Annotated in this window: 16 protein-coding genes; 9 read left to right on the forward strand and 7 right to left on the reverse strand. The window is 40.1% G+C overall.

What is annotated here, in order from left to right:
- Positions 1 to 165: 165 nt before the first annotated feature.
- Positions 166 to 1,767 carry a CTP synthase gene (gene pyrG / locus JKP71_RS03945; protein WP_075524701.1) on the forward strand — a complete coding sequence of 534 codons (1,602 nt, stop codon included), beginning with the start codon at positions 166 to 168 and terminating at the stop codon, positions 1,765 to 1,767.
- A gap of 75 nt (positions 1,768 to 1,842) precedes the next feature.
- Here pyrG and JKP71_RS03950 read toward each other — a convergent pair whose 3' ends face one another.
- The 5 genes from JKP71_RS03950 to JKP71_RS03970 all read right to left on the reverse strand — a co-directional run bounded on the left by JKP71_RS03950 (position 1,843) and on the right by JKP71_RS03970 (position 5,004).
- A complete protein-coding gene (locus JKP71_RS03950; protein ID WP_075524700.1) occupies positions 1,843 to 2,691 on the reverse strand; it encodes a DUF1003 domain-containing protein in 849 nt (282 codons plus the stop codon).
- A 329-nt stretch (positions 2,692 to 3,020) separates the two neighbouring features.
- Positions 3,021 to 3,221 (reverse strand): YjzD family protein, encoded by a 201-nt coding sequence (locus JKP71_RS03955; RefSeq protein WP_082272282.1) that lies wholly within the window; start codon positions 3,219 to 3,221, stop codon positions 3,021 to 3,023.
- 112 nt (positions 3,222 to 3,333) lie between these two features.
- Complete coding sequence (locus JKP71_RS03960) at positions 3,334 to 3,813, reverse strand: nucleoside 2-deoxyribosyltransferase (protein WP_200407101.1); 480 nt, start codon at positions 3,811 to 3,813, stop codon at positions 3,334 to 3,336.
- Positions 3,797 to 4,351 (reverse strand): LOG family protein, encoded by a 555-nt coding sequence (locus tag JKP71_RS03965; protein ID WP_200407102.1) that lies wholly within the window; start codon positions 4,349 to 4,351, stop codon positions 3,797 to 3,799. Before JKP71_RS03965 ends, JKP71_RS03960 begins: the two co-directional genes overlap by 17 nt.
- Positions 4,351 to 5,004 (reverse strand): deoxynucleoside kinase, encoded by a 654-nt coding sequence (locus JKP71_RS03970; protein ID WP_075524696.1) that lies wholly within the window; start codon positions 5,002 to 5,004, stop codon positions 4,351 to 4,353. The genes JKP71_RS03965 and JKP71_RS03970 overlap by 1 nt, the downstream gene beginning before the upstream one ends.
- A 676-nt stretch (positions 5,005 to 5,680) precedes the next feature.
- Between JKP71_RS03970 and JKP71_RS03975 the strand changes: the two genes are divergently transcribed.
- On the forward strand, positions 5,681 to 8,839 hold the full coding sequence (locus JKP71_RS03975; RefSeq protein WP_200407103.1) for a DNA polymerase III subunit alpha: 3,159 nt from the start codon (positions 5,681 to 5,683) through the stop codon (positions 8,837 to 8,839).
- A 40-nt stretch (positions 8,840 to 8,879) separates the two neighbouring features.
- On the opposite strand, the gene trhA is transcribed toward JKP71_RS03975, so the two are convergent.
- Positions 8,880 to 9,530 (reverse strand): PAQR family membrane homeostasis protein TrhA, encoded by a 651-nt coding sequence (trhA, locus tag JKP71_RS03980; protein WP_200407104.1) that lies wholly within the window; start codon positions 9,528 to 9,530, stop codon positions 8,880 to 8,882.
- Positions 9,531 to 9,730: 200 nt separating this feature from the next.
- On the opposite strand from trhA, the gene fakB reads away from it, so the two are divergent.
- The 7 genes from fakB (at position 9,731) to JKP71_RS04015 (ending at position 16,066) form a co-directional block, all read left to right on the forward strand.
- Complete coding sequence (fakB, locus tag JKP71_RS03985) at positions 9,731 to 10,567, forward strand: DegV family protein (protein WP_200407105.1); 837 nt, start codon at positions 9,731 to 9,733, stop codon at positions 10,565 to 10,567.
- Between the two features lie 51 nt (positions 10,568 to 10,618).
- Positions 10,619 to 11,449 carry an SGNH/GDSL hydrolase family protein gene (locus JKP71_RS03990; RefSeq protein WP_200407106.1) on the forward strand — a complete coding sequence of 277 codons (831 nt, stop codon included), beginning with the start codon at positions 10,619 to 10,621 and terminating at the stop codon, positions 11,447 to 11,449.
- Complete coding sequence (locus JKP71_RS03995; RefSeq protein WP_200407107.1) at positions 11,450 to 12,655, forward strand: glycoside hydrolase family 3 N-terminal domain-containing protein; 1,206 nt, start codon at positions 11,450 to 11,452, stop codon at positions 12,653 to 12,655.
- A 7-nt stretch (positions 12,656 to 12,662) separates the two neighbouring features.
- Positions 12,663 to 13,322, forward strand: a complete 660-nt coding sequence (locus JKP71_RS04000) for a YpmS family protein (RefSeq protein WP_082272281.1) — start codon at positions 12,663 to 12,665, stop codon at positions 13,320 to 13,322.
- 105 nt (positions 13,323 to 13,427) lie between these two features.
- On the forward strand, positions 13,428 to 13,703 hold the full coding sequence (gene hbs / locus JKP71_RS04005; RefSeq protein WP_010905402.1) for a non-specific DNA-binding protein Hbs: 276 nt from the start codon (positions 13,428 to 13,430) through the stop codon (positions 13,701 to 13,703).
- Positions 13,704 to 13,928: 225 nt separating this feature from the next.
- Entirely contained in the window at positions 13,929 to 15,074 is a 1,146-nt protein-coding gene (locus JKP71_RS04010) for a cysteine desulfurase family protein (RefSeq protein ID WP_200407108.1), read from the forward strand.
- Positions 15,075 to 15,169: 95 nt separating this feature from the next.
- Positions 15,170 to 16,066, forward strand: a complete 897-nt coding sequence (locus JKP71_RS04015) for a C40 family peptidase (protein ID WP_200407109.1) — start codon at positions 15,170 to 15,172, stop codon at positions 16,064 to 16,066.
- A 47-nt stretch (positions 16,067 to 16,113) separates the two neighbouring features.
- Here the strand turns inward: JKP71_RS04015 and cysK are convergent, their stop codons facing one another.
- Positions 16,114 to 17,046: a cysteine synthase A gene (gene cysK, locus JKP71_RS04020; protein WP_200407110.1), complete on the reverse strand. Its 933-nt coding sequence runs from the start codon at positions 17,044 to 17,046 to the stop codon at positions 16,114 to 16,116.
- Between the last annotated feature and the right edge of the window lie 65 nt (positions 17,047 to 17,111).

Raw genomic sequence — 17,111 nt, forward strand, 5'->3', positions numbered from 1 at the left:
AAAGATAAAAACTGCCTTTTGACAAAAAACAAAAATTCAGATATAATTATTTTCGGGCACTGGTTTTTTATTATAAAAAATCAGTAACGGTAGGCTCCCCTCTGGGGAGCTGTTTTTGTTTTTCCCAGTTATTTCTGTTGTGTATAAAGATAAGAGGAGATTTAGATGTCAACAAAGTATATTTTCGTCACTGGTGGTGGGACTTCGTCAATGGGTAAAGGTATTGTCGCTGCTTCACTTGGTCGCTTACTCAAAAATCGTGGACTTAAAATTGCAGTCCAAAAATTTGACCCTTACCTTAATATTGACCCAGGGACAATGAGCCCTTACCAACATGGAGAAGTTTTTGTTACAAATGACGGAGCTGAAACAGACCTTGATTTGGGACATTATGAACGCTTTATCGATATTAATTTGAACAAGTATTCTTCTGTATCTTCTGGTAAAGTTTATAATGAAATCCTTCAAAAAGAACGCCGCGGTGAATATCTTGGTGCAACAGTTCAAATGGTTCCACACGTTACCGATATGATTAAAGATAAAATCATGCGCGCTGCAACCACGAGTGATGCAGACGTAATTATCACAGAAGTAGGCGGAACTGTTGGAGATATGGAAGGAATGCCTATGATTGAGGCGATTCGCCAGATGAAAAATGATATGGGTGCTGATAATGTGATGTACATTCATACCGTTCCTATCCTCAATTTGCGCGCAGCAGGAGAGTTGAAGACTAAAGTCGCTCAAAATGCTACTAAAACTTTACGAGAAATGGGAATTCAGGCTAACATGCTTGTTTTGCGTACCGAAGTTCCAATAACAACTGAGATGAAAAACAAAGTTGCCATGTTCTGTGATGTTGCACCTGAAGCGATTATTGAATCATTAGATGTGGAACATCTTTACCAAATCCCACTTAATCTACAAGAGCAAAATATGGATCAAGTCGTTTGTGATCACTTAAACCTCACTGCACCAGCTGCCGATATGACAGAATGGTCAGCAATGGTTGATAAAGTTATGAACTTGAAGAAAAAAGTTAATATTGCGATGGTTGGTAAATACATTGAGGTGCCAGATGCGTATATCTCTGTGGTTGAAGCCTTAAAACACAGTGGCTTTCCACTTGACACAGAAGTGCATGTAGACTGGGTTAACGCGAATGAGTTGACCGATGAAAACGTGGCAATGCGGTTGAAAGATGCCTCAGGTGTGATTGTGCCAGGAGGTTTTGGTCATCGCGGTACGGAAGGTAAGATTGCGGCTATCAAATTTGCTCGTGAAAATGATGTGCCATTTTTGGGAGTCTGTCTTGGTATGCAAATGGCCTGCGTGGAGTTTGGACGTCACGTGCTCGGTCTAGAAAAGGCTAATTCTTTTGAGTTAGACCCTGAAACACCATACCCTGTTATTGATATTATGCGTGATCAAGTGGATGTGGAAGAGATGGGTGGAACCCTTCGCTTAGGTCTGTATCCTGCAAAACTCAAAAAAGGTTCTAAAGCACAAGAAGCATACAATGGTGCGGAAGTAATTCAACGCCGCCATCGTCATCGTTATGAATTTAACAATAAATATCGTGAACAATACGAAGCAGCCGGTTTTGTATTCTCAGGAGTTTCGCCTGATAACCGTTTGGTTGAAATCGTCGAAATCCCAGAAAATAAATTCTTTGTGGCTGCTCAGTATCATCCAGAGCTTCAATCTCGTCCTAATCATGCAGAAGAACTGTATGCAGCATTTGTAAAAGCTGCTGTTGAGAATTAGGAGAAATTAAAACCTGACGGAAAGTCAGGTTTTTTTATTAGAGAGTAATAAAAAATACTGCAAAGGCAGTATTTTTTAATTCGTATTGAGATTTTCTTCTTCCTCATCATCAGTGTTTTCCTCAATGTTGTCAAGCGTTTCTTCAAAATCATCAAGTTGATCTTCGACGTCATCTAGACGCTCACGAATATCTTGATTTTGTTGATAAACTTCATTAAGCAAAATCTGGATATCCCCAAGCATTTCAGTTTGGATTTTTTGGATTTGCATATTAGAGGCTTGGTCATCCATCATTAAGTGATCTAGCTTTTCATGAAGTGCTGCGACTCCTTTTTCAGATTTGACATTGACTTGGAAGTCATTCTTAGCTGAAAGACGGTCGTGGTGAGCAGCACGATTTTGACTCATCATAATGAGTGGGGCCTGCATGGCTGCGGTGATTGATAGGAAAAGATTGAGTAAGATAAAAGGATATTTATCCCATTCTACTCCAAAAAGTCCTGTAACATTCACGAACATCCATACAACGAGGATAGCGAGATAAGTGATAATGAAAGCCCAAGAGCCAACGAATTCAGTAACTTTATCAGCGACACGTTCACCGATGGTTTCTTGGGTCTGAAGCTGTTCTTCAACGTCATGAATCTCAAAATTAGCCTTCATGAGTTCTTCATTAAGTTGATCGTTTACCGTGAAATTCTTTTGAAGATCAAGGTGAAATAGGGTGTCTAAGACCTCCAGACGAAATTTAACCTGGTGTTCATTACAGATAAAATCATGAGGTGTTGCTTCGGGATAATCCCGCATGATAACTGTTTGTAGACTTGGATCGAGGTTCTCGAGAAAGTCACCACCTGATACACGGTGAATCCGTCCGTTAACGAGACAAACAACTTTGTTTTTATTTATTGGAGTTGGAGCCATTTAATAGCATGGTTCAAGCTTCAGTTGAACGATAAAATCTTGTTTTGTAAAATAGATCAAGTGTTTAACTGTTTTTAGAGAAAGTCGGCGCAAGAAGAGCGCCAGACTTGGTCAATTTGACAAAATAAGCAATTATTAATGCGGGTTTGGGTCGACCTTTCAAAGCTTGAGCGCTCTCCTTTCGTTAAGTTTATTTTAAGCGGAATTTTGTTCCACATTAAATTATAAAGCTTTTTCTCAGATTTGCAAGCCATAATGTAAAAAAAGAAAGTTCCTTCTATGGGAAGAAACTTTCTTTTCTGTTTTTAATACGTATGAATGTCGTATTTTTAGTTGGCTTTAGCTTCTTTTTCGATAGCTACTGCTTGGAAAAGGTAGACAAAAAGACCGAAGACAAGTGAAACGATGGTTGTCCAAAGTTCAGGGTCTGGAACGCCAGCAAGGGCAGTTGCCACATAACCAACGACTTGCCCCAGTGCAAGAGACCAGAAAAGTGTCACAATAAGTTTCATATTTACGCTTCTTTCCATTATTTTTATATCCGAGTCCAGTATAATACAAATTAACTTAAATTTCAAATTTAAGACGATTTAATAAAGGGAATAAAGACTTGGGTGAAACCGGTCTATAAAAAATAAATGGTTATTGATATTTTCCGTCATAAGGGATAGATGGAGAAGTGAGAAAATCATAACGTTCGACTTGCTCGGGATGGGTGAAGAAAGCTGTATTGCGTTCGGTAAGCATGATGTTGGTAGGAAGATCCTCAATATAGCGGAGCAAATAAGTTGGTTTACCTGTACCAATCGCATAGCCGAGTTCCCAAGCTGTTCCTGAATCTGTATCTTGACCATCAAAATCTGTGATAGCGACAATAACATCTGCTTTATCGACTTCTTTGACATCATTTTCCATGGTTGCTTTTGCCCATGCAGGAGTATATTGTGCAACATCAGGAGCTAAGCCTTCTGGATGTTGGCACCGCATGGGGCTAAAAAAGCTTTCAACGGTTTGGTTTTTTTCTAATGCTTGTTCTAGTTGCTCTACTTTTTGGATTTGTTGAGCACTGAAAAAGGGAGCGGCAAGGTAAACTTTGACAGGTTGGCTAAATTGCTTGTTCAAGATGATTTTCTCCTAATAGATTTATAGTTTCTTCAATATTATCTACGAAGTGCATGGCTGAGGCTACCTCCGAAGAAAGCATCCCCTCCTTAAGTTGAAGTTGAATAAAATGAGAGAGGGAAGAATAAAAAGTTTTTCCGACAAAGATGACAGGGCGTATGCGTGTTTGGTTGATAGCCATTTCGGTAAGAAGTTGAAAAGCTTCTTCCATTGTTCCAAAACCGCCGGGCATTACTACGAACGCATCGCCAAGATCGATCAACTTGCGTTTGCGCTCATCCATACTTTTAGTCAGATAAAGCTGACTAGCATTTTGACGGGGCGGTTCAAGAGGGAGAAAGCCATCAGGGTAAACGGCAATCACGCGTCCATGATGTAAGAGTGCTGCATCAGAAATAGCGCCCATACAACCTTCTTTAGATCCTCCATACACTAAAGTATGCCCGCTTTGGGCAAGGCGTGCGCCTAAGTGGGAGCTTGCTTTTTTGTAGAGGGGATTTTTTCCATCGCGGGACGACAAAAATACTGTGACATTCATTAAGCTCTTTCTCCTTCTATTTCTTTTAATTTTTCCTTGATTTGGCGTAAAACTTCTGTTCGGGCGGTAGGATCTTCAACAAAATCATACCGGTCGCCATCTATCTGGATTTTGGGACAAATATTAAATGTTTCAAACCATTTGTCGTATCTGCTGTTGAGTTCTTTATAATAGTCATAGAGACTGGGGTCATAGTCCAGTTGTTCGTAGACACGGCCACGTTTTTGTATGCGCTCAAGCATTTTATCAAAGGAAACTTTGACGTGGATTAAGAGATCAGGTCTTTTTTTGAAAGAAAGACTATCGATTTCTTCGAGCATGTTTTGGAGGAGATCATCGTAAACTTCAACCTCAGTTTCATCGGCTCGACCTAAGTCCGCATTCAGATGAAAGAGAAGACTGTCTTCGTAGATGGAACGATCCAAGACATTGTTATTATGGGATAACGCTTTTTTGATAGAATCAAAGCGTTTGTTAAGAAAATATATTTGTAATAAGAAGGCATATTTTTGAGGATTCTCGTAGAATAAGGGCAAGACTTTATTGTCATCGACACTTTCATAAAAAGCTTGCGTGTTTAATTCTTCCGCCAACATTTCTGTAAGCGAGCTTTTGCCCGCTCCAATTGTTCCAGCTAAAACTAGCACTGTCATTATACCTTTCCTGTTCTATAAATTTTTTTATTGCTGTATTGGTCTAAAAAAAGACATTCGGAAACAACAGCTCGTCAATTATAATGTAAAAAACTTTTGACGTCAAATGGGTTTTTGGTTTCAAATTTTTGAAAAAATTAAGGGGAAAAAGCAAGGTTTTTACTGGCACGAAGTCGTTTTACTGGCTTAAAAATTAGAAATATGTTACACCTATAATTCTTCCTCAGAAAGTGTTTTAAAATAGAGTAGAAAAAACCTATTTTTTAGAGCTATTTGGTGAAAATTTTTTTAAAATGTCTGGCGTTTTCATTTTGAAAAAATTATTTTTAATTATCATTAAGTTTTTTTAGCGTAACAAAATGACAGAAAAACATATTCAACTTTTTCTTTCTAAAAAGGAAGGTCATGAAAGCTTGTTACATGGTTTTTTGCTGACATAAGTAAAAAACTTAACACTAAGTTAAGTAAAGGATTAGAGCGCTATCAAAAAAGTTGTTATGAAAATGTAATGTTTCTCAATCGAAATAAGGCAATCAGCTTTTTTTATTTAATGATAAAATAAGCGGAATTTTACTAGAAATCAAGTATAATAGAAGTAAAGGACTTAGTAATGTGTTCAAAAGCTTACTGACAGCTTGGTCAGTAGCAAATTAGACCCATCAACGAAAGGAGAAGCATGTTCGCACCACTTAATACAAAAACAGAATACAGCTTTTTAGATAGCATGGTCAAAATTGATGATTATCTGGAAACTGCTGTGCGTTTAGGATATGAAAGCATTGGTATCTGCGATGTTGGGAATCTCCATGCTGCTTTTCGTTTTGTGAAAAAATCAGAAGCGCTAGGTTTGCAGCCTGTGATAGGTTCAGAGTTAACGTTTGAATGGCAAGGCATCCCTATTGCTTTTTCTTTTATCGCTAAGGACACACAAGGTTACAAAAATCTATTACGGATTTCCACTCTTTATAATTATGGGAGGAGGCAGTTTACAGAGATAGAAGCTTTCTTGGCGGGACTGGCTGTGGTTATTCCTGAAGCTTACGGTCAGCTCAATGAACTGACCAGGCTGTCAGTAATAGCTGAGGGTGCTTACGTGGGTATAGATCAAACGACGCCTATCGGGACCTCTTTTGTTCTTCCCGTCCTTGCTTTTCCAACCGTCCGCTATCTCAATTTTTCGGATCATGAGCTCTTGTCTATACTTCATGCGGTGAGAGATGGGGTACGCTTTGATGAAACACTAACCACAAGCCATCGGGAACTTTTACAAAGACCCGAGGGATATGAGCAATATTTTCGGCAACATTTTCCTGAAGCACTGACAAATCTGTCAGCCCTGACAAAGGGAATTAACTATGATTTTACAGAACAATTAGAATTACCACGTTTTGATAAAAAGCGAGCAGCTGATGAATTACTCCGTGAAACGGCCCTGACAGGTCTGTCAGCTAGAGTAGCATCAGGGGTTGATGAAGCAGCCCTTCCGAACTACCAAAAACGGTTAGAATCAGAACTAACAGTGATTCATCAGATGGGGTTTGATGATTACTTTTTGATTGTAGCTGATTTATTGCGCTACGCAAAAAAACAAGGGATTTATTGCGGAATGGGGCGAGGCTCTGCGGCTGGCTCACTTGTAGCCTATGTTTTGGGAATCACGCAAGTAGATCCAGTAAAAAATAATCTGTTCTTTGAGCGTTTTCTCAATCCAGAACGGGTTGCGATGCCAGATATTGATATAGACATGCCAGATGACCGCCGCGCGGATCTTTTGGCTTATATGAAAAATCGTTATGGCTCCGAACACGTGGCACAGATTGTTACTTTTTCAACCTTAGGAAAACGTCAGGCACTACGTGACGTAGGGAAGGCGTTTGGGATGAGTGAGGCAGAGTTGAGTAACATTACTCGTATGCTTATGCGACGTTATGATCATCTTGCTGATGAATATGCGAATAATCAAAGATTTAAGGCAGAAGTGTTAAAAAATGCAAAACTCAAACGTATTTATGAGGTAGCGCAGCGCATTGAAGGAATGCCACGTCAGACTTCTACTCATGCTTCGGGTGTCGTCTTATCAGAAGAACCTCTAGTCAACTACGTGGCTTTGAAACCTTCGGAAGATCTCGCCCTAACTCAATACGAAGCACCCGATGTTGAAGCAATTGGGCTTTTGAAAATTGACTTTCTTGGTTTAAGAAATCTCACTTTGATTACTCGGATAAGAGAGTTAGTAAAGTCACGCCAAAAGTTAGATATTGATCCGCTCGAAATAAATCTGGAAGATGAAAAAACGTTGGCTCTATTTCGTGCAGGAAACACCTTGGGAATTTTTCAGTTTGAAAACCCACAAATGCGCCGCTTTTTACGCCAGTTAGCCCCTAGCAAGTTTGATGACATTGTGGATGCCACGTCTATTTTTAGGCCAGGACCTTCACAGTTCATTCCCCAGTTTGTAGCACGTCGGCATGGAAAAGAGAGAGTACCAGTGGTAGATGATGCCCTTTCTGATATCTTGGCTCCTACCTATGGTATCATGATTTATCAAGAGCAAATCATGCAGGTAGCGCAATCTTTTGCGAGATTTTCTTTAGGAAAAGCTGATTTGTTACGCCGGGCCATTTCCAAAAAAAAGGGAAATGAGTTAGAGGAACTACGTGTAGAATTCTTGAACTCTGCCATAAGCAACGGACATAGTCAAGAACAGGCAGAAACCATTTATGACTTGATTGAACGTTTTGCCAATTACGGTTTTAATCGATCACATGCTTATGCCTATGCTGCTCTGGCTTTTCAGATTGCTTATTTCAAGGCTAATTTTCCTGATGAATTTTATGAAATACAGCTTCGAGACCGTAAACGAGAGCTACTTTTAGGGGATGCGCTAGAACAAAACTACCGTATTGTTCCCGTTTCAATTAATACGATAAAAATGGGTGATTTTGTTAAACAGGGGAAGATTCGTTTAGGTTTTGCACATCTTCAAGGATTTTCTCGTGAGTTCTCACGTTGGATAGTTGAACATCAGCCGTTCGAGGATTTGAGCGCTTTAATCAAGCAGGCGCCACAAAATTTCCAAAAAGTTGAAATGATTTTACCCTTGATACGCATCGGCGCTTTCGATGAGACTGACGGTCCTAATCGTGGCCAGCTTGCAGCGAATTTAGAAGCTTTGATTAACTATCATCAAACATTTCAGATGGATTTATTTGAAAACAGTCTTTTAAAATTTAGTTATCAAGATGCACCCGACTATACGCAAGCTGAAAAATACGAATATGAAAAAAATCTCCTAGGGGTAGGAATTACTCCTCATCCTTTGCAAAGCTTGGCAGCAAAACTGGAGGGGAATTTTACCCCCCTTACTAGTTTAGAGAAAAATAGGCGAGCGACTCTCTTAGTCGAAGTAAGCACAATTCGGACCCATCGTACCAAAAATGGTCAAACAATGGCTTTTTTGACAGTAACAGATAGTCGTGAGAAATTAGATGTAACCCTATTCCCTGAAAACTATCGTCAAGTTATGGCTGTGCTTGAGACGGGTAATTTTTACTTTATTATTGGAAAAATTACTGAACGCAATGATGCGCTACAAATGGTAGCCGAGCGTTTAGTACCTGTTTTTGAAACAGAACGAAAACTTTGGTTGAATGTGTCCAATGGACAGCATAATCAGAAAATTTCGCAGCTTTTAAAAGAATATCCAGGACCCCATCAAGTTATCCTTCATTTTGCAGATACCAAAACCACTCGACAAACGACATTGTACGTCGAGGAGTCTCAGCAACTCCTTAAACGCCTTGAGGGGTATGTTTTAGCGTCTGTCTACAAATAAAAAAAGCCTTCACTAAGAGGGCTTTTTTATTTAAGATGAACTATCCCACGTAGCCATACACCGAGATAAACATAAGTGCAGCTGCCAATAAGACAAACAAATGCCAGACCACATGAGCAAAGGGAAATCGAAAATGATAGATAGCAGCACCAACAGAATAAACCACTCCACCAAGAACCAGAAGCCAAAAACCAATAGGATCAATTGCCTGCCAAAGGGGATAAATTACAATCAAAATCATCCAACCAAGTACAACGTATAAAATAGTTGATAATTTAGGAGTTCTTCCCCACTTCGGTAAGTAAATTGAAGTCAACACAATTCCCAAAATGGCGCAGATCCAAATAATAGCTAATACAATCCAACCGAGCCAATTGTTGAGAGCAACTAAGCAATAGGGAGTATAAGTTCCTGCGATTAGAAGGTAAATTCCATTATGATCAAAAACACGAAAAACTTTTACGGCGCGAGTGAAGTGAAGACTGTGAGCTAAGGTAGAGAAGAGAAAAAGCATGACCAGTGAAGCACCATAAATGGCAAAAGCTGTTACAGCAAGGGCAGAACCAGAAGCCACTCCTTTTAAGATGAGTAAGACTAACGCAGCAATAGATAAGCCTACACCAATGCCATGCGTGATTGCATTAAATATTTCATTAAGAATCTGATAAGTTCTTGAACTTTGTGTTTCCATCTTTTTTCTCCGATTATTGTGTTTATCCCTTGGTCAAGCAAATTTAAGTGAAGTTATGAAGTCAAAAAAATATGTTTTTCAACCTTTTTTGCTCTTTCCAACTGAAAATTTGTTATAATATATGATAGCACAAATTGTATAGAAAAGGAATTGAACCTGCGAGTTTCTATTCAGGAAATAAGTGAGTTCAAATAGTAAATATGCCAGTAAAAATTGTGACAGATTCATCCATTACGATTGAACCAGAGCTTGTTCGTGAACTTGACATTACTATCGTTCCGTTATCCGTAACCATTGATGGGGTCATGTATTCAGATGAAGATTTGAAGTTTGAAGATTTCATGGTCAAGATGGCTGAAACGAAAAATCTTCCAAAAACAAGTCAACCTCCGGTAGGTGTCTTTGCAGAAGTTTATGAAAATATTGCAGCGCAAGGAGATGAGGTTATCTCCATTCATATGACGGAGACCTTGTCAGGAACAGTTGAAGCCGCACGGCAGGGAGCGATGCTTTCTGGACATGATGTGACGGTCCTTGATAGTGATTTTACCGACCAAGCGCAAAAATTTCAGGTGGTTGAAGCTGCTCGTATGGCAAAAGCGGGCGCAACTAAGGCTGACATTTTGAAAAAGGTCGACCATATTCGTCAATCTACCGAGCTTTATATTGGTTTTTCAACCTTAGAAAATCTCGTAAAAGGTGGTCGTGTCAGCCGAATGACGGGACTTTTTGGTAGCCTTTTAAATGTACGGGTAATTGGCGATTTGAAAAATCGCGAGCTCAACACTCTTTTGCGTGGACGGGGTAATAAGACCTTTTATAAATGGTTAGATGAATTGGCAAATCATATCAGCGCTTCAGGACGTAAAATTCGAGAAATTGGCATCTCTCATGCTCAAGGGCTTGAATTTTCTCAAAAAGCAAGAGATGTTCTGCAAAAATTTGTAGAGAAACCAATCGCTATAATGGATACGAATACAACCATTGCAACACATACTGGTCCTGGCGCTTGGGCGATTATGATTGATTATGAATGAGAGGAATAAATTGTAATTTTCATTCTAAAAGGAAGATTGCAAGAAAAAATAATGAAAAACTTCTTACGTACATTTGCCGGCTTTTTGCTGGCAATTTTGCTCATTTTTTGTGTATTTTGGCTAGTGTTTCCAAAGGCGGGAAATCGCTTTTCAGGTGAAAAACGAACGGTCATTACACAGAAGAAAATTAAATATGCTGCTCTTGGGGATTCTTTGACCGAGGGGGTAGGCGATGCTACAACGCAAGGTGGATTTGTCCCTTTGTTTGCTAAGGCGATTGAAAACGGCACAGGAAGTTCGGTCATTAGCCAGAATTTTGGCAAGGCGGGAGATACGAGCACGCAGATTTATAACCGTATGTTAAAGCAAAAGAAGATAACGAAAGGTTTAAAGAAGGCGGATGTGATCACTTTGACGGTTGGTGGCAACGATTTGATGAAGGTTTTACGTGATAATGTGACAAAATTATCAACAATGAGTGAACAAGATTTCGTCAAACCCGAAGCGGCCTACCAAAAGCGGGTTAAAAAATTATTAGATACAATAAGACAAGACAATCCTAAAGCACAGATCTATGTGTTAGGAATCTATAATCCCTTTTATATTAACTTTCCAGAGATGACAGTGATGCAAAATGTGGTGGATAGTTGGAACAAATCGACTGAAAGTACGGTCAGCAAGGAAAAAAATACTTATTTTGTCCCAATTAATGATCTGCTTTATAAGGGAACAGGAACACAAGCTGTTGAGTCGGATAGTACATCCTCAGAATCTGTGGCAAATAATCTTTTATATACTGGGGATCATTTCCATCCAAATAATACGGGTTATCAAATTATGGCAGATGCAGTGTATGCCAGTTATAAGGAGGTCAATCGTTAAATGAAAAAAAGGCCAAGAAAACAAATAAATAAGCTTGGTCTCTTTGGATTAGGTTTTGCATTGATCATTGTTGCACTTGCTGCTGTAGGGCTTAACTTAAAGACGAAGTCTCACCCCGAACAGGTGAAAAAACCCAGTTCGTCTAGCATCAAAAATGCTGACTCATCTGCCAAAAGAGAAAAGGTTCCCTCAGAAAAACTCTCACTGGCCCAAGAAGTGGGTCAGCTCTTTATGGTGGGAATGCCTGCTGCTGATTACAATGAAGCCACAGCATATGCGCTAAGAGATTTACAGGTGGGAAACGTCATCCTGACAGGACGTTCAACACTTGGCGTACAAATGACAAAAAAATTGACCACTCGCCTACAAGATTTGGCGCCTGAGCACCGCAAACTTCTGATTGCCTGTGATCAAGAAGGGGGCGCTGTTCAAGTACTACAAGGAGAAGAATTTACGGCAATTCCTGATGGCATCACACAAGGAACTTGGCAACCGCAAACCTTGAAAAGTAAAGCTAGTGAATGGGGCAGTGCATTAGCCGCGGCTGGTGTGAACTTTAATTTAGCGCCTGTAGCGGATCTTGTGGCTTCTGCTGAGTTTGCACCATCCAATGCTCCAATTGGTTATTGGGGACGTCAGTACGCTTATACTCCTGATGAAGTTGTGAGCCACGCCAAAGCTTTTTCGGATGGAATGAAAGAAGCACAGGTTTTAACTACGGCGAAGCATTTTCCAGGTTTGGGAGCTGTCACGGGCAATACCGATACTACGGCAAACGTGCAGGATACTAAGACATCACTGACCAGCCCGTCAGTAAAAGTCTTTGAGCAGCTGATTGAGAAAAATATTTCCTCAATCATGACCGCTACTGCTATCTATACGCAACTTGATGACAAGATGCCTGCAGCTTTTTCAAGTCAAGTTGTTCAGGGCCTTTTACGTGAAAAATTAAAGTTTAAAGGCTTGGTTATTACAGACGACTTGTCGAATGCTGCACAGGTTCAAGCATGGACACCTGCTCAACGCGCCAGCCTTGCCCTAGAGGCGGGGAATGATATGGTTTTGGCCAATGACCCCGCTCAGCTCCCAGAGATGGTCACTCATGTCATAGCTAAAGCGGAGTCGGAGCCCGAATTTGCTACTAAAATTCATCAGGCTGCAACTAGAGTTTTAAAAATTAAACAACAAATGAATCTTCTAGAATAGGGAAAAAATGGAAAATCAAGAAACACAAGCACGAAAAACAAGAAAAATGAATCCCAAACCAAGCAAAGAGAAAAAAGAGCCAACTTCTAAATCCAAAAACCCTATTTGGAAATGGTTATTTCTTATCTTGCTTGCAATCAATCTGGCAGGGGTGTTATTTGTAGCTGTTAGGGTAATGATGCCACGTGACCAAGCAGTGCTTACTCAGAAACAAACGAGTACGTCAGATCAAAAAGTAGCCCAGATCACGAGTACAACAGAACAGTTGAATGAGCTAATCAATAGTTATTTAGAACCTTATCAGACTGATGAAATGTCCTATAAGTTTTATATCTCTGAACAAGAAGCAGTGCTTGAAGCTTCCTATCAGCTCTTTGGTACTAAAATCCCGCTTTATATCTATTTTGAACCCTTAGCTTTGGCTGATGGCTCTGTCAGTTTGTCAGTGAAGAGTATCTCCGCTGGAAACTTGAGTTTACCAACCTCAGATATCCTTGCGATGCTTAAATCTTACAACTTACCTAACTTTGTACAAGTAGATAGTAAGAACAGTCAGCTCATTATTAATCTGCCAAAAGTCAAATTAGCATCGGATCTTTATTTGAAGGCAAATCAAATTGATTTGGTCAAAGGAAATTTCGTCTTTGATTTCATGAAAAAAGCCTGAAAAACGGCTTAAAACGGCATTTTGACTTGCAATGTGGGGCAAGATTTGCTAAAATGAAAACTGCCTAAGGTTTAAGGTAAAAAACAAATGGAGGACATTTTTATAATGGCTAACAAACAAGATCTTATCGCTGAAGTTGCAGCAAAAACAGGATTGACTAAAAAAGACTCAGAAAAAGCAGTAAACGCTTTTGGTGAAGTTGTCACTGAATTCCTTGCAAAAGGTGAAAAAGTTCAATTGATCGGTTTCGGTACTTTCGAAACTCGTGAACGTGCAGCTCGCGAAGGTCGTAACCCACAAACTGGTGAAGCAATTAAAATCGCTGCAACAGTTGTCCCTGCATTCAAAGCTGGTAAAGCATTGAAAGACGCTGTTAAATAATTAACGCAATAAAACATCAAGAACCATGAATTTTCATGGTTCTTTTTGTTTGAAAAATGAAAGGAGTGCTTTTCAATTCCAAACCAAAAGAACCATCTCACTGGATTTTATTGTGGTGTTAGTGCAAGCTGCACTGATACATGCAATGATTTTTTTATTTCTCTCGTTCATTTGCCTTGTTTTGTGATAAAATAGTACTTGATTTTGAAAATGAGGAATGAAAAAATGATTTATTTTGATAATAGTGCGACGACAGCAATTGATCCACAAGTGTTACGGACATTTACTGAAGTCTCAACTAAAATTATGGGGAATCCGTCTAGTTTGCATAGTTTAGGAACCACGGCAACCCGCTTATTAGAAGCATCTCGGCGGCAAATTGCTGAATTGCTGGGCATAAAAGCAGAAGAGGTATATTTTACGAGTGGTGGAACAGAAGGGGATAATTGGGTTTTAAAAGGAGTGGCCTTTGAAAAGCGCCCTTATGGAAATCATATTATTGTTTCGAGTGTGGAGCATCCTGCCGTCAAGAATACTGCTGAGTGGCTCAAAACTCAAGGTTTTGAGGTAGATTATGCTCCCGTAGATGCACAAGGTGCAGTGGATCTAGAAGCTCTAAAAAAATTGATTCGAGCAGAAACGATTTTAATTTCTGTAATGGCAGTCAACAATGAAGTGGGGACAATCCAACCTATTGCAGCTTTATCAGAATTACTAAAAGATAAACCAACGATTTCTTTTCATGTCGATGCTGTACAAGCCATTGGTAAAATCCCCGTTGCAGATTGGCTTACGTCACGGGTTGACTTTGCTACCTTATCCGCGCATAAATTTCATGGTCCGCGCGGCGTGGGAATAGTCATTGCTAAGTCAGGTAAGCGTTTGGTTCCGCTTCTTCATGGCGGAGGACAAGAGCACAATCGGCGTTCAACCACAGAAAATTTAGCGGGAATTGCTGCGACGGCTAAAGCGTTGCGCTTAGCGATGACAGATGAAGTTTTCAAGCGTGAGAAAGTTGCTGCGATGAAAGAAGTGATTCAAAATGAGCTAAAAAAACACGATAAAGTTGTTCTCTTTAGCCAAAAAGAAGGATTTGCCCCTAATATTTTAACTTTTGGTATTCGCGGGGTCAGAGGTGAGGTTGTGGTGCATGCATTTGAGCAACATGATATTTTTATCTCAACTACCTCAGCATGCTCTTCAAAGAAGAATGCAGCAGCTGGAACGCTTGTGGCGATGAATGTTCCCAATAAACTCGCGACGAGCGCAGTACGTCTCTCCTTAGATAGCACAAACAATATGGCTGAAGTTGAGCAATTTCTTACTGTTTTTAGACAAATTTATCAAGAATTAGAAAAAGTGAGCGGCTGACCAGCCTGTCAGTAAAAAAAAGACATCTCAAGGGTGCTTTTTTTGTTTCTTCGCTTATTAAGCTGTCATTAAACAAGAGATGGTATAAAGTAAAGATGAGAAAACGAAGAAATGCACACCAAAAAAATTCATTGCAAAAAAATGGGATAAAGAAAAAAGCAGGCTTGTTGGTTACAGTTGCCTGCTTACTCGTTCTACTCGTGTTTTGGGGAAAAACGACCCTGAGTAAGTCCACATCAAAAACGAGTTCAAGTGATTCGGTTACCCTTGTAAAAAATGAAGGGCAGACCTATGCTTATTTGAAGCAGACCAAGCTAACGGGCTTGCAAAAAATAAAAGGAAGCACCTACTATTTTGACCCCTCTACAGGGAAAATGAAGACAGGACTGCTCACGCTTGATAAGGGGATTGTTTATTTTAGTCCTGAGACTGGGGAAATGCAGTATGGTTTAAAGAAAATTGATGGCTATTATTACTACTTTACAAAGAAAGACGGGACTGACGATGTGGTCAAAGCTTATCAAGCTGTCGCTAGTAAGTTGAAAACAAAGAATCAGGTTATTGAAGGAACCATTGCGGCAGGTCTTAAATTAGTCGGAAAAAGTCCTTATGTTTACGGTGGGGGACGGACGGATGACTCGGTAGCTAATAATGAGTTTGACTGCTCAAGTTTTATTGCGCAAATGTATCGCTTGGGTGGTCAATCACTTGTTTATCAATTTGCTGCATCCACCACACTGCTCGCACAAACAGGAACGTCACAAAGTTGGACAGATAAAACGCGTGGTGATTTACTCATCACTCCTGATGATGCAACAGAAGAAGAACAGCATGCAGCAATTTACCTTGGGGGTGGCTTTATTTTACATGACTCGACCAGTACAAATGGCGTTAACATTAGCCGACTTAATCAGGTGATTAATAGCGATGTCTTAGGAACGATGACGTGGGGACAATTATTTGAACAAGGTCATGTCCGTCGGGAAGTATAAAAAAAGTTACTGACAGCTTGGTCAGTAACTTTTTAAAGACGCGCAACTTAGTTTTCATCTTCGAAATCATACAGTGTGGTAGAAAGATAGCGTTCTCCATTATCCGGAGCAAGCGCTAATACTTTTTTACCTTGTCCCAATTCTTTAGCAACTTTCAACGCAGCATAGATAGCAGCCCCAGAAGAGATTCCGACTAAGAAGCCTTCCTTAGCACCTAAGTTGCGGGCGGTTAAAATCGCATCGTCACCTTTGACACGAATGATTTCATCATAAGCATGTGTATCCAAATTTCCTGGGATGAACCCGGCCGAAATACCCTGGATTTTATGTGGACCTGCAGTCTCTCCTGAGAGAATGGCTGATTCATCAGCTTCAACCACGTATGTCTTTACGTCAGGATTCGCTTTTTTGAGTGCATGAGAGACTCCGGTAATGGTTCCTCCTGTCCCTGCACCAGCGACAAAGGCATCAAGACCTGTGGGACCAAAAGCATCAATGATTTCTGCTCCTGTCGTTTTCTCGTGAATCTCAGGATTGGCGGGGTTCTCAAATTGCATTGCAAGAAAGTAGCCCTCGTTTTTTGCTAATTCTTCGGCTTTAGCAATCGCGCCCTTCATCCCACCAGACGCAGGGGTTAAAACAAGTTGGGCACCATAGGCTTGAATGAGTTTGCGACGTTCAAGGGAAAAACTTTCTGGCATGACAATGACGACCTTGTAACCGAGCGCTGAACCCACAAATGCAAGACCAATCCCTGTATTACCAGAAGTAGGCTCAACAATAGTTCCACCAGGTTTCAAACGACCATCAGCTTCCGCTGCTCGTATCATAGCTAGTGCAATCCGGTCTTTGACTGAACCACCAGGATTGAAAGCTTCCAGTTTCACATAGACGTCTGCACTTTCTTTTGGAACATTGTGTAGTTTTACAATAGGCGTTTGTCCGATTAATTCGGTAATGTTTTTATAAATGTGTGTCATTCTTTTCACCTCATTTTTTATCTCTTTCTATTATAAAACGAATTGTAAAAATTTGCTCACGTTAT

Source organism: Lactococcus taiwanensis, from assembly GCF_014905395.1.
Lineage (GTDB): Bacteria > Bacillota > Bacilli > Lactobacillales > Streptococcaceae > Lactococcus > Lactococcus taiwanensis.

Coding starts and splice junctions, on each gene's coding strand:
- pyrG (WP_075524701.1), top strand. CDS start 166: ATGTCAACAAAGTATATTTTCGTCACTGGTGGTGGGACTTCGTCAATG.
- JKP71_RS03950 (WP_075524700.1), bottom strand. CDS start 2,691: ATGGCTCCAACTCCAATAAATAAAAACAAAGTTGTTTGTCTCGTTAAC.
- JKP71_RS03955 (WP_082272282.1), bottom strand. CDS start 3,221: ATGGAAAGAAGCGTAAATATGAAACTTATTGTGACACTTTTCTGGTCT.
- JKP71_RS03965 (WP_200407102.1), bottom strand. CDS start 4,351: ATGAATGTCACAGTATTTTTGTCGTCCCGCGATGGAAAAAATCCCCTC.
- JKP71_RS03970 (WP_075524696.1), bottom strand. CDS start 5,004: ATGACAGTGCTAGTTTTAGCTGGAACAATTGGAGCGGGCAAAAGCTCG.
- JKP71_RS03975 (WP_200407103.1), top strand. CDS start 5,681: ATGTTCGCACCACTTAATACAAAAACAGAATACAGCTTTTTAGATAGC.
- trhA (WP_200407104.1), bottom strand. CDS start 9,530: ATGGAAACACAAAGTTCAAGAACTTATCAGATTCTTAATGAAATATTT.
- fakB (WP_200407105.1), top strand. CDS start 9,731: ATGCCAGTAAAAATTGTGACAGATTCATCCATTACGATTGAACCAGAG.
- JKP71_RS03990 (WP_200407106.1), top strand. CDS start 10,619: ATGAAAAACTTCTTACGTACATTTGCCGGCTTTTTGCTGGCAATTTTG.
- JKP71_RS03995 (WP_200407107.1), top strand. CDS start 11,450: ATGAAAAAAAGGCCAAGAAAACAAATAAATAAGCTTGGTCTCTTTGGA.
- JKP71_RS04000 (WP_082272281.1), top strand. CDS start 12,663: ATGGAAAATCAAGAAACACAAGCACGAAAAACAAGAAAAATGAATCCC.
- hbs (WP_010905402.1), top strand. CDS start 13,428: ATGGCTAACAAACAAGATCTTATCGCTGAAGTTGCAGCAAAAACAGGA.
- JKP71_RS04010 (WP_200407108.1), top strand. CDS start 13,929: ATGATTTATTTTGATAATAGTGCGACGACAGCAATTGATCCACAAGTG.
- JKP71_RS04015 (WP_200407109.1), top strand. CDS start 15,170: ATGAGAAAACGAAGAAATGCACACCAAAAAAATTCATTGCAAAAAAAT.
- cysK (WP_200407110.1), bottom strand. CDS start 17,046: ATGACACACATTTATAAAAACATTACCGAATTAATCGGACAAACGCCT.